Genomic DNA, 11,885 nt, shown 5'->3' with positions numbered 1-11,885 from the left:
GAGCCTGTGAATGGGTCCGCCAATTCGCCTTACAGATCAAACGCCCCCTCGGCAAACGGCGTCGGCACCCTACATATGGTCGGCAACGTGGCAACAGATAAGAGGTGCTCTGATGAGCTTGCGACCGGGCATGGCGGTAGCCGCTCCCCTTTTGTTCCTGATGTCGGACGCAGCCCTTGCCGCGCAGACCAACGCTCCCGAGGCGCCCAAGACGGCGGTTAAGTTGACGAACGTCGTGGAAGGTCTCGAGAATCCTTGGGCGCTCGAGTTTCTGCCGGACGGCCGCATGCTGGTAACGGAGAGGCCCGGCCGTCTGCGGGTGATCAGCAAGGACGGCAAACTCGGGGCGCCGATCACGGGCGTACCGGAGGTGATGGCCCGAGGCCAGGGCGGTCTGCTCGACGTGGCGCTCGCCAACGACTACGCGGACAGCGGGCGCATCTTCCTTTCATACTCAGAGCCCCGAGGGGAGGGGAAGAACGGCACCAGCGTCGCCAGCGCCAAGCTCGTGCTGGACGGCGACGGCGGTGCGCTCGAGGACTTCAAAGTCATCTTCCAGCAGCAGCCGGCCTACGACAGCGACCTTCATTTCGGCTCGCGTATCGTCGTGACGCCTGAGGGCAACTTGTTCGTGACGCTCGGCGAGCGCAGCAAGCAGGAAATCCGCGGCGAAGCACAGAACCCCAAGAACCACATCGGCAAAATCGTCTACATCAAGCCCGACGGCAGCCCCGCAGCGGAACCGCCGGTGCAAGACGGCTGGGATCCGCTGATCTGGTCGATCGGTCACCGCAACGTGCAGGGCGCGGTGCTTGATCAAGCGACCGGCAAGCTGTGGACGCTCGAGCATGGGCCGCAGGGTGGCGACGAGCTCAATCAGCCGGAGCGCGGCAAAAACTACGGTTGGCCGATCATCATCTACGGCAAGGAGTATTCCGGTAGGCCCGTCGGTGAGGGCATTTCGGAGCGCGCTGGGCTCGAGCAGCCCGTCTATTACTGGAACCCGTCGATCGCGACCTCGTCGCTCGAGCTGTACACGGGCGATCTCTTTCCGGATTGGAAGGGCAACTTCCTCGCCGGCGCGCTCAAGTACATGCAGGTGCAGCGTCTCGTCGTGAAGGACGGCGAGGTGGTTGCACACGAGGTGCTGGCTGAAGACATCGGCGATCGCGTGCGCGACATTAAGCAGGGGCCTGATGGCGCCGTCTATCTCGTCACCGACGAGGAGGGGCGCATCGTGCGCATGGCGCCGGGCTAGAGTTTTGTTCCGATTCAGTCAGGACGGAAACACGCCAGAGTGCGACGTTGAGAACGGGTCGCTCCGAGATCAGTAGCCGCCCGGGCGCCCGCTGCCTTGCGTCGTCGTGTCTGGCGCGCCGCCGTCTTTCGGCTTGATCTTGTCGACGCCGTGCACCTGCACGGATTCGCTGCGGTCGATCTGACAATCGCTGTTACGATCGAGCAGCTTGAAGGCGAGGTTCTGCTTGCCCGTCATCTCTTCGAGCGTCACGCGGCCGTCGCCGTTGGCGTCGTAATAGGCGAGGTTCGCGATCTCGAAGAGCCGGTCGTTCCGGACGAGCTTTTTCCATTCCTCGGCGTCGAGTGCGCCATCACCATTGGAATCCGCTTGGCGGAACTCGGTGGTTATGTACTGCGTCCACTCATCACAGGTCACCACGCTATCCTTGTTCAGGTCCCAGGTCTGGGCCGCGGCGATGAACGTGCGGTCGAAGTCCGTGTTGTTGCTGAAGGGGTTGCTCGAGGACGCGCATCCGCCCGCGACGGCGCCCGGCAATACTGCCAGGCACGCCCACGTGCGAAGCGTGCGCCATTCAACCATGAATAATTCTCCCCTCGAGGCCCCCCGGCCTCCGGTCCCTTGGGCTCAGACCGGTGCGGCGGAATTATGGTTCAATGCCTTAGGCGGTTGCAACTTAACCTCTGTCTCTGCCCACACCCTTGAGCCAGGGCGTTGACAGGACCACCCTGATCGGAGATGGTGCGGCCCAAATCCAGACGGCCCTGACCTTCAGAGCCGCCGCCCTGAACATGGCCTGCGGACGATGCGTCCGTTTCAGCCGGGAGGCAGGGGGGTCAACATCCGACAGCGCGTTGCGCCCTCGGGTGCCAACTTCGTTTGCACAAGGGCTTAAATGTTTCAATCGCTCTCAGATCGGCTGGGACAGGTTTTCGAGAAGCTCACCAAGCGTGGTGCGCTGACCGAAGCCGATGTCAACGAGGCCATGCGCGAGGTGCGCCGCTCGCTGATCGAAGCGGACGTGGCGCTCGACGTCGTGCGCGATTTCATCGAGCGGGTAAAGACGCAAGCGGTCGGCCAAGAAGTGCTGCGGTCGGTCACGCCCGGGCAGATGGTCGTCAAGATCGTTAACGATGAGCTCGTCCGCACGCTGGGCTCGGATGCCGAGCCGATCGATCTTCATGCCGCTCCTCCAGTCGCGATCCTGATGGCGGGCTTGCAGGGCTCGGGCAAGACGACGACGACGGCCAAGATCGCCTGGCGTCTCAAAAACCGCGACAAGAAAAAGGTGCTGATGGCGTCGCTCGATACGCGACGCCCCGCAGCGCAGGAGCAGCTTCGCGTGCTCGGCGAGCAGACCGAGGTTTCGACGCTGCCCATCGTTGCCGGGCACACGCCGATCCAGATCGCCAAGCGTGCGATGGAAGCGGCGAAGCTTGGCGGCTACGACGTGGTGCTGCTCGATACTGCGGGTCGCACGACGCTCGACGAAGAGCTGATGGTCGAGGTCGCCGAGGTCAAGGCGGCCACCAATCCGCATGAGATCCTGCTCGTGCTCGACAGCCTCACGGGTCAGGACGCCGTCAACACGGCGAAGGCATTCGACAGCCGGCTCGCGATCACGGGCACGGTGCTGACGCGGGCCGACGGTGACGGACGCGGCGGCGCGGCGCTTTCCATGCGCGCGGTTACGGGCAAGCCGATCAAGCTGCTCGGCACCGGTGAGAAGTGGGACGCGCTCGAGGACTTCGATCCGACTCGCATCGCGGGCCGCATCCTCGGCATGGGCGATATCGTCGGCCTCGTCGAGAAGGCGGCGCAGACGATCGACGTCGGGAAGGCGCGCTCGATCGCCGAGAAGATGAAGAAGGGGTCGTTCGACCTCGAGGATCTCGGCGAGCAGCTGAAGCAGATGGAGAAGATCGGCGGCATGGGTGGCGTGCTCGGCATGCTACCCGGCGTCGGCAAGATCAAAAATCAGATCGCGGCTGCGAACCTCGACGATCGTATCGTCAAGCGGCAGCGGGCGATCATCTCCTCGATGACGCCGAAGGAGCGGCGTCAGCCGAAGATCCTCGACGCCAAGCGCAAGCGGCGCATCGCAGCGGGTTCCGGCACGAAGGTCGAGGACGTCAACAAGCTCATCAAGATGCATCGCCAGATGGCCGACATGATGCGGGCCATGGGCAAGAACCGCGGAATGATGTCGCGCATGTTCGGCATGGGCGGTGGCGCCGGCGGCCCTTCGGAAGCGGAGCTTGCCGAGATGCAGGGCGAGCTCGCGAAGCTCGACCCCAAGGCGCTCGATCAGCTGCCGGCCGATCTCAAGGATGCATTGCCCAAGGGCCTTGGGCCGAAAGGATTACCGGGACTGGGAGGGGGCGGTGTGCCGCGACTTCCCGGGCTCGGTGGAGGTGGCTTGCCGGGGCTCGGCGGGGCGCTTCCTAAGTTCCCGGGTCTCCCCGGAAAGAAGAAATAGAGACGAAGAGAACCGGCGGTGCGCCGCCATCAGCATTGAGAGAAGAAAGGACTTTCACCCATGTCAGCCAGGATCCGTCTTTCGCGCGGCGGCGCCAAGAAGCGTCCCTACTATTACGTCGTGGTTGCGCACAGCGCCTCGCCGCGCGATGGGCGCTACATCGAGCAGATCGGCACCTTCGACCCGATGCTGCCGAAGGATAATCCCGAGCGCGTGAAGCTCATCGAGGAGCGCTGCAAGCATTGGCTGTCGGTCGGCGCGCAGCCGACTGATCGCGTGGCGCGTCTGTTCGATGCGGCCGGCTATCTGAAGCGGACCGCTCGCAACAATCCCGAGAAGTCCAAGCCGAAGAAGAAGGCGCAGGAGCGTGCTGCCGCGAAGGCCAAGGCCGCCGAGGAAGCTGCTCAGGCTGCCGCGGGCGGCGAGGCTTAAGCCACACAACCTCCGCAGGGTTGTTTGCGATTGCGGGGCACCGGTCTGATCGGCCGGTGCCTTTTTTGTTCAGCCCAAGTTCGCTCCGAGGGCAGGTTGTGCTCGATGCTGCAAATCCGCATCAGTATCGAGGAAGTTGTGGCGGTCCGGATTCTCCCGGTGTCGAACAGGCGCGCGAATTGTCTTACGCTCAGGTGTGCTGCCGCTGGATTTTGGGGGTCTGGCAGCGCGTTAGGAATGCGGCGTGGGTTGATGGGGGCGGGCTTGTCCGACTTGCGGTCGGTGCGGCCTGCGAAACTTCGGGGGCTTTCTTCCATGCCATTGAGAACCAATCTCACCCCGGCCGAGGCCGCTTGGTGGGACCGGCGGAGCGAGGTGCTCGTGCAGGGCACAGAGCTCATGAACGAGAAGCCGGATGTCGAGACCTGGACGGACCGCGAGCGGCGCCTTTGGCTTTACGCCATCGCGATCGGCAACAGGATCGAGCGCCTGCAGTAAATTGTGCAGCTTAAGGTTGCTGTGAAGTAGAGTATCCCGAATATTGCAATCTGTAGTAGCTTCGCCAGAAGCCGACGAAGCGCTTTGGATTGCGGGCTGTAATGCTTAACGACGGGGTTTACGGCCTACGTTTCCACTACCGGCCCGATGCCGAGGGCGGGGAGGCGGCGCTCAGCACCGAGGGATTGGCGGTGCTGCGCGATGGACGCGTTCTTGGCTCCGACCGCAACGGGGGTGTCTTCAAAGGCCGGTGCCGGTATGATGCGGCGCGCGGCGAGGCGGTTGTCGAGGTTCGGCTTGCGGTGCCGCCGCACGGTGTGCTTCTCACAGGGCTCGAAGCGGGGCCGGAGGGCGCCATCCTCGACGTCTCTGGATGTTTCTCACCGTCTCAGTCCTCCTCGTCGACGGTGATCGAGATCGGAGACGGGGCGCTGGCTGTCGAGCTCCGCTTTTTTGGTCCTCTCGCTTGAACGGCAACGGCACTCCTCCATGACACAAAACGGCGCGGGCGAAAACGGGAGCGAGCGGCGCGTGCTGCTCGGTCATATCGCAGGCGCGCATGGCATCAAGGGCGCCGTGCTCGTGCGCAGCTATACCGCCGAGCCGGAGGCGATCGCCGACTACGGTCCGCTGGAAGCCGAGGACGGCGCGGCGCATTTCGATCTAACGGTCGAAGGGGCGACGGCAAAGGGGCTCATCTGCCGTGTGGCGGGTGTTGCAGATCGCAACGCGGCCGAGCGGCTCAAGGGCACGGCCCTTTACGTTGCGCGCGCCAAGCTGCCCGAGCCGGACGAGGGCGAGTATTACCACACGGACTTGATCGGGCTTTCGGCGGTCACGGAAGATGGTGCGCGGCTCGGTCTTGTCACAAGCGTGCTCAATTACGGCGCGGGCGACATTCTCGAAGTGCGACCCGAGGGTGCCACGCGTACTGTGCTCTATCCGATGACGGAGGCCGTCGTGCGCCGTGTCGATCTCGCTCGCAGCGTGATCGTGCTCGCGCCACCTGATGAGGTGGATGCGGGCGATCAGGCGGCCGCTGCGGCGGAGGATGGCGAATAACCGGCGTTACTTACTGCTCTAAAGCCGCTCGGAGCGGAACAAGCGCGGCAGATCGCCGGTCATGCCGGCGGCCTCGGTGACGAGACGGCGCTTGAGGCCGGGTAGGCGATCGACAACGCCGAGGCCGAAGTCTCGCGCGGCGCGAATCAGAAGCCAATCGTTCGAGAACAGCTTGTTCAGCCCGTCGAAAGCGGCGGCGGACATAAAGCTGTCGAAGCGGCGCCAGCGCTCGTAACGGTCGAGTGTTTGCAGGCTGCCGGCATCAAGGCCGAGGCGCAGCGCATCGACGATCACCTCGCCGAGCGCGGCCACGTCGCGGAAGGCGAGGTTGACGCCCTGTCCGGCAATCGGATGCACGCCGTGGGCGGCGTCGCCCAGCAATGCATAGCGGGGCGCGACGTAGGCGCGCGCGAGGTGCATCTCGAGTGGCCAGGATTGGCGCGGGCCGACGACTTCGATGGCGCCGAGGCGGCCGGCGACCCGTGTCTCGACTTCCGCAAGAAAGCCCGCGTCGTCGAGCGCCAGAATGCGACGTGCTTCGTCCGCGTCCTCCGTCCAGGTAAGGCAGGCGCGGTTACCGGGCAGCGGCAGGATTGCGAACGGCCCTGCTGGCAGGAAATGCTGGATAGCGCGGCTGTTGTGCGGGCGCTCGTGTGCGATCGTCGTGACGATCGCTGTCTGGCCGTACTTCCAGCCGACGGTCTTGATGTGGGCCGCGTCACGCGATGGGGAGCGGCGGCCTTCGGCGCCGACGAGAAGCGCTGCGGCGATCTCGGTACCGTCGGCAAGCGTGATGGTGACTTTCGATCCGGTGTCGGCAAAGCGCGCGATCTCAGCCGGCGTGATCATGGTGAGCGCGGGATCGGAGGCGACGGACGCGAGCAGGGCGCGCTCGAGCGCGGCCGCTGGCACGATGTGGCTCGCGGGCTCGGCCGCTTCGCCTTCCGTGAGGCGGTTCTCGTATTTGAGCAGCACCGGACGGATGCCTGCCTCGAGGCTCGAATCCGTAATCTCGATCTCGGTGACGGGCTGTGCCTCGTCGGCGATGCCTTGCCAGACGCCGAGAGTCTCCAGCATGTGCCGCGCGCCTGCCGATAGCGCGAAGGCGCGTGCGTCGGGCCTGATCGGTGCCTGGCGCGTGGCGCGGTCGACGAGCGCGATGCGGACGTCGCTACCGAATGCAGAGAGCAGCGCACGCGCAAGTGCGAGGCCGGCGAAGCTTGCTCCCGAGATCACGATGTCGAAGCGTTGCGTCTCGCGCGTATCGGGCATGGATCCTTGGGCTCCTGCGGCAGGAGGCTCAAATGAGGTTTGGTAAGTTCTGTGGTCTCAAGGGGCCTGCTTGACCGAGTCGGCGGCGCAGCCCATCGTGCAGCCCCTTGATCAGGAACAGCCTTTCTCCGGGAGCCTCTCATGTCCGCAGGCGCAGAGCAACCTTGCCCCGCACTCGCCGGGCTTCTGGAGGTGCTCGACCTGGAGCAACTCGAGGTCGATCTGTTCCGGGGGATCAGCCCACAGAACGGTTGGCAGCGCGTCTATGGGGGCCAGGTGCTCGGCCAGGCGCTGACGGCGGCCGGGCGAACGGTCGATCCATCGCGGACTGCGCATTCGCTGCATGGCTATTTCCTGCTCGGGGGAGATCCGGCGCACCCCATCATCTACGAGGTGGAGCGTATCCGGGACGGCAGCAGCTTCACGACGCGGCGGGTCAAGGCCATCCAGCACGGGCGTGCCATATTCTCGATGAGCGCCTCCTTCCATAAGGAGGAAGAGGGGTTCGAGCACGCCGTGGCGATGCCGGACGTGCCGCAGCCCGAGGAACTGCCTTCAGCCGCGGAACGGGTTGCGGAGCTGATCGATGCTCTGCCGCCGGACATGCGCAGCTATTGGCAGCGCGAAAACCCCATTGAGCTCAAGCCAGTCGATGTTTCGCGCTATCTGAGCCGCGAGCCGCATCCGCCGACGCAGCATTTCTGGCTCAAAGCGAATGGGCGTTTGGCGGATGACCCGCTGCTGCACCAGGCGGTGCTGGCCTACGCCTCGGATTTCACGCTCCTCGACACGGCGCTCATTGCGCACGGCAAGCTTTTGTTCGATCGCGATATTCAGCTCGCGAGCCTAGATCATGCGATGTGGCTGCATTGTCCGTTCCGGGCCGATGACTGGCTTCTCTACTCGCAGGACAGCCCGGCGGCAGCGGGGGCGCGAGGCTTCTGCCGCGGCACGTTTTTCACACGGGCTGGGCGTCTGGTGGCCTCGACCGTGCAGGAAGGTTTGATCCGCAAGCGTAAGACCGCCTACGTGATTAAATGACTGGCAAACACTGTTTACTGCACAAATTTTGTGCACCATAGACGGGCAGTAGTGGCCAATTTGTGGCCATTCGTTTTCATATTCTAAACAAATTCAATTCCCTAAGCGCCGTTCACCGACTTGGCACGCCTCTTGACTCTCTCTCCGTCGATTGTTGCCGGCCGTTCGCTGGTGGCAAGTCGGAGGCCTGTCCCGCGCTCACAAAGAGGACGGGACCAAACTCAAGGGGTGCTCTCCAATGAAACTGATCACTGCAATCATTAAGCCTTTCAAGCTCGAGGAGGTTCGGTCCAGCCTGACCGATATCGGCCTTCAGGGCATGACCGTGACCGAGGTGAAGGGGTACGGGCGCCAGAAGGGCCATACCGAGGTCTACCGCGGCGCCGAGTACGCGGTGAGCTTCCTGCCGAAGATCAAGATCGAGGTCGTCGTTGCCAACGGTCTCGTCGACAAGGCGGTCGAAGCAATCGTCAAGGCTGCCAAGACCGGTCAAATCGGCGACGGCAAGATCTTCGTCTCCTCGATCGAGCACACCCTGCGTATCCGCACGGGTGAGTCCGACGACGCGGCGCTCTGAAACATGCGGCATGCACACAGCTTCGAAGACAGGGGAGTTTACGAAATGAAGCCAAGCCTTCTCTCGCGCGTAACGGCGGGCCTCTCCGCCGTTGCCGCGTTTACGCTCACCACGCTTCCTGCGCTCGCGCAGGAAGCGGCCGCCGAGGCCGCTCCGGCGGCCGAAGCGGCGAAGCTCGATACGGGCGACACCGCGTGGATGCTGGTTTCGAGCGTCATCGTGCTCATGATGGCTATCCCGGGCCTTGCCCTCTTCTACGGCGGCATGGTGCGGAAGAAGAACGTTCTCAACACGGTGGCGATGGTCTTTGTCGCCGTCGCTCTTCTGTCGGTCATCTGGATGCTGATCGGCTATTCGCTGGCGTTCTCCGACGGCGGCGCTCTCAACGCCTATGTCGGCGGCCTCGAAAAGGCTATGTTGGCAGGCGTGACCAAGGACGCACTGTCCGGAACGATCCCGGAAACGGTGTTCGTCTTCTTCCAGTTGACGTTCTTTGCCATTACCCCGGCGCTGATCGTCGGTTCTGTCGTTGACCGTATGAAGTTCTCGAGCCTGCTGGTCTTCGTGGCGCTTTGGAGCCTCATCGTCTATGCCCCGGTCTGTCACTGGGTTTGGGGCGGCGGCTTCCTCAGCGAAGACGGCGTTCTCGACTTCGCCGGCGGCACCGTCGTGCACATCAACGCCGGTATCGCTGGCCTCGTTGCGGCGATCATGCTCGGCAAGCGCAAGGGTTACGGCACCGAGAACCTGGCTCCGCACAACCTCGTACTGACGATGATTGGCGCTTCGTTGCTGTGGGTCGGCTGGTTCGGCTTCAATGCTGGCTCGGCCGCTGCCGCCAACGACTCGGCGGGCATGGCGGCTCTTGTCACCCAGATCTGCACTGCTGCCGCGGTTCTTTCCTGGCTCATCGTCGAGTGGATCGTCCATCGCAAACCGACGGTGCTCGGAGCGAGCTCTGGCGCTATCGCCGGTCTCGTCGCGATCACGCCGGCTGCCGGCTTCGTCGATCCGATGGGTGCTCTGATCATCGGCCTTGTTGCCGGTGTCGTGTGCTACATCTTCTCGACGGCAGTGAAGCGCGCGCTCGGTTATGACGACAGCCTCGACGTGTTCGGTGTGCACGGCGTGGGCGGCATCGTCGGCGCGGTTCTTACGGGCGTGTTCGCCCGCGAGGCCATTGGTGGCACAGCCGGTGCCATCGAGGGCAACGTCGCCCAAGTCTGGACGCAGATCTACGGCGTGCTTGCCACCATCATCTGGTGTGCCGTGGCGACTTTCGTCATCCTCCTGCTCATCAAGATCTTCATGGGTCTGCGTGTGCCGGAGTCCGAAGAGGTCGAAGGCCTCGACGTGAGCCTGCACGGCGAGGTCGTGCAGTAATATCTCTGGCCGGCGGCATGAGCTGCCGGCCAAACTCGTCTGACGCGTTAGAGCCCCGCTTCTTCGCATGCGGGGCTCTTTTTTGTCCGAAGCATGACGGTCGAGCCCAATAAATAGGCGTGTTGCGTCTGCTGCCTTTGTTTTCAGCAGAGTGAAGCGTTCTGCCCAGATCTGCGTCCGCATGCACGGCAAATATAGTCGTTTGTTTCAATAAGTTGCTGCCAAACCGTAGGTTGGCACGACTCTTGATATTCACCAATCTCGACAGCTTCCAGCCTCAGATCGTCAGGCCGCAGCGGAGATCGGCCGACGTCCAGCGAGGCCTTTGATTTCATCGGTCACCGGCGGCGCGCTCCAGACCGAGGTGCGCCCGGAGCCTGCCGGTTCTCCGGCCGGCAGGCTCCATTCAGGTTTCTTCTCCCGAGCACGCGTCTCCCCTAGACGTGCTCCAAACTTGACCCGGGCTGCATCAGCGGCTCGGGTCTTTTTTTGCTCACTCGTCATACGATGACGATGCGAGTTCGTCGGCCGATGCGCTTCAGCAGTTTCACGAGGTCGCGGCGTGCGAGAGCGACGCAGCCCTCGGTGGGTTTATGCCCGCGCTCGGCGACGTGCATAAAGATCGCGCTGCCGACCCCCTGGCGGCGCGGACGGCGGTTGTAATCGATGACGACGACGATGTCGTAGAGCCCGTCGCGGCGCCAGAGGCGCTCGGCGCTCGCCGGATAGGGATGTTTCACGCGCCGATTGTAGTTGCGGTCGTTTGTTGCGTCGCACCATCCGTCGTCGGGATGCGATGCCATCAACGGCAGCGCTGAGCCCGGCCGCATGAGTTTATCCCGACGAAAGAACGCGCTTTCGAGGCGAAACGTGCCACGCGGTGTGGCGCCGTCGCCTTCGCGTTTGCGTGAGCGTGTGCCGCTGCGGCCGAGTGCGCACGGCACCACCAGATTTCCGCAGACAAGCCGGCCCTTCGTGCTTCCCGGGCTTAGGCTTCTCACGACGATTTTATGGGCGATAATGGCTGGTTCCCTTTGCGGACGTGGGTCCGGTCCGATAACGGTCCGGTCTCCAGCACCCTACCTCAGCCCCTATCCAGATGCTAAGAGGGGCGCCGAACGCTGAACCTGAATTGGAGCCGTTACGATATGAGCGCCGCCCGCAAGATCCTTCTCGTTGACGACGATGAGGATCTCCGTGGATCCTTGCAGGACCAACTGGCTCTGCATGACGAGTTCGACGTGTCGGTTGCCGGCACGGCGGGCTCGGGTATTGAGGCGGCCAAAAGCGGACACCACGATCTCGTCGTGTTTGACGTCGGGCTTCCCGATATGGACGGGCGAGAAGCTGTGCGCTTGCTGCGCAAGGTCGGCTTCAAGAGCCCGATCATCATGCTGACCGCCAACGACAGCGACGCCGATCAAATCCTCGGGCTCGACGCGGGCGCCAACGACTACGTGACGAAGCCGTTCAAGTTCGCGGTGCTGCTGGCGCGCATTCGCGCACAACTGCGCCAGCACGAGCAGAGCGAAGATGCCGTGTTCGGCATCGGGCCCTATACGTTCAAGCCCGCTTCGAAGCTGCTGCTCGACGACAAGGGGAGTAAAATCCGCCTCACCGAGAAGGAGACGGCGATTCTCAAGTATCTTTATCGGACGGGGGACAAAGTCGTTTCGCGCGAGACGTTGCTGCACGAGGTGTGGGGCTACAATGCCGGCGTCACGACGCACACGCTCGAGACGCACATCTATCGTCTGCGCCAGAAGATCGAGAAAGACCCCTCGAACGCCGAGATTCTGGTCACCGAGACCGGTGGCTACAAACTGATGTCTTGAACAGCTTGTTCTTGTCCCATCAACACGCGCGGCTTTGAGCCTGGACCG

13 protein-coding genes are annotated in these 11,885 nt (G+C 63.5%); 10 read left to right on the top strand and 3 right to left on the bottom strand.

Going from position 1 to position 11,885, the window contains the following annotated elements; translation table 11 throughout:
- The first annotated feature begins 112 nt into the window (after window positions 1-112).
- Window positions 113-1,258, top strand: coding sequence for a PQQ-dependent sugar dehydrogenase (locus tag CS1GBM3_RS13690; RefSeq protein WP_072395979.1), 1,146 nt, complete (start codon window positions 113-115; stop codon window positions 1,256-1,258).
- A gap of 69 nt (window positions 1,259-1,327) precedes the next feature.
- Here the strand turns inward: CS1GBM3_RS13690 and CS1GBM3_RS13685 are convergent, their stop codons facing one another.
- Complete coding sequence (locus tag CS1GBM3_RS13685; RefSeq protein ID WP_072395978.1) at window positions 1,328-1,840, bottom strand: EF-hand domain-containing protein; 513 nt, start codon at window positions 1,838-1,840, stop codon at window positions 1,328-1,330.
- 313 nt (window positions 1,841-2,153) lie between these two features.
- Between CS1GBM3_RS13685 and ffh the strand changes: the two genes are divergently transcribed.
- The 5 genes from ffh (at window position 2,154) to rimM (ending at window position 5,729) form a co-directional block, all read left to right on the top strand.
- Complete coding sequence (gene ffh / locus CS1GBM3_RS13680) at window positions 2,154-3,737, top strand: signal recognition particle protein (RefSeq protein WP_072395977.1); 1,584 nt, start codon at window positions 2,154-2,156, stop codon at window positions 3,735-3,737.
- A 60-nt stretch (window positions 3,738-3,797) separates the two neighbouring features.
- Complete coding sequence (gene rpsP / locus CS1GBM3_RS13675) at window positions 3,798-4,169, top strand: 30S ribosomal protein S16 (RefSeq protein ID WP_072395976.1); 372 nt, start codon at window positions 3,798-3,800, stop codon at window positions 4,167-4,169.
- Between the two features lie 315 nt (window positions 4,170-4,484).
- On the top strand, window positions 4,485-4,667 hold the full coding sequence (locus CS1GBM3_RS13670; protein WP_072395975.1) for a hypothetical protein: 183 nt from the start codon (window positions 4,485-4,487) through the stop codon (window positions 4,665-4,667).
- 101 nt (window positions 4,668-4,768) lie between these two features.
- Complete coding sequence (locus CS1GBM3_RS13665) at window positions 4,769-5,137, top strand: hypothetical protein (RefSeq protein ID WP_072395973.1); 369 nt, start codon at window positions 4,769-4,771, stop codon at window positions 5,135-5,137.
- A 19-nt stretch (window positions 5,138-5,156) separates the two neighbouring features.
- Window positions 5,157-5,729 carry a ribosome maturation factor RimM gene (gene rimM, locus CS1GBM3_RS13660; RefSeq protein ID WP_072395972.1) on the top strand — a complete coding sequence of 191 codons (573 nt, stop codon included), beginning with the start codon at window positions 5,157-5,159 and terminating at the stop codon, window positions 5,727-5,729.
- Between the two features lie 18 nt (window positions 5,730-5,747).
- On the opposite strand, the gene CS1GBM3_RS13655 is transcribed toward rimM, so the two are convergent.
- Window positions 5,748-7,001 (bottom strand): FAD-dependent monooxygenase, encoded by a 1,254-nt coding sequence (locus CS1GBM3_RS13655; protein ID WP_072395971.1) that lies wholly within the window; start codon window positions 6,999-7,001, stop codon window positions 5,748-5,750.
- Between the two features lie 141 nt (window positions 7,002-7,142).
- On the opposite strand from CS1GBM3_RS13655, the gene tesB reads away from it, so the two are divergent.
- The 3 genes from tesB to CS1GBM3_RS13640 all read left to right on the top strand — a co-directional run bounded on the left by tesB (window position 7,143) and on the right by CS1GBM3_RS13640 (window position 10,002).
- Window positions 7,143-8,042: an acyl-CoA thioesterase II gene (gene tesB / locus CS1GBM3_RS13650; protein WP_072395970.1), complete on the top strand. Its 900-nt coding sequence runs from the start codon at window positions 7,143-7,145 to the stop codon at window positions 8,040-8,042.
- Between the two features lie 238 nt (window positions 8,043-8,280).
- A complete protein-coding gene (locus CS1GBM3_RS13645) occupies window positions 8,281-8,619 on the top strand; it encodes a P-II family nitrogen regulator (RefSeq protein WP_072395969.1) in 339 nt (112 codons plus the stop codon).
- A 45-nt stretch (window positions 8,620-8,664) separates the two neighbouring features.
- A complete protein-coding gene (locus tag CS1GBM3_RS13640; RefSeq protein ID WP_072395968.1) occupies window positions 8,665-10,002 on the top strand; it encodes an ammonium transporter in 1,338 nt (445 codons plus the stop codon).
- 500 nt (window positions 10,003-10,502) lie between these two features.
- Here CS1GBM3_RS13640 and CS1GBM3_RS13635 read toward each other — a convergent pair whose 3' ends face one another.
- Complete coding sequence (locus CS1GBM3_RS13635; RefSeq protein WP_083567560.1) at window positions 10,503-11,003, bottom strand: L,D-transpeptidase family protein; 501 nt, start codon at window positions 11,001-11,003, stop codon at window positions 10,503-10,505.
- Window positions 11,004-11,150: 147 nt separating this feature from the next.
- Here CS1GBM3_RS13635 and CS1GBM3_RS13630 point away from each other — a divergent pair, with 147 nt between their 5' ends.
- Window positions 11,151-11,837, top strand: a complete 687-nt coding sequence (locus tag CS1GBM3_RS13630) for a response regulator transcription factor (RefSeq protein ID WP_072395966.1) — start codon at window positions 11,151-11,153, stop codon at window positions 11,835-11,837.
- Window positions 11,838-11,885 lie beyond the last annotated feature (48 nt).

It is taken from the genome of Hyphomicrobium sp. CS1GBMeth3 (assembly GCF_900117455.1).
In the GTDB taxonomy this organism is placed as follows: Bacteria; Pseudomonadota; Alphaproteobacteria; order Rhizobiales; family Hyphomicrobiaceae; genus Hyphomicrobium_C.
Note: the sequence above shows the minus strand (reverse complement) of the source record. Positions and strands in the feature narration are given on the sequence as shown.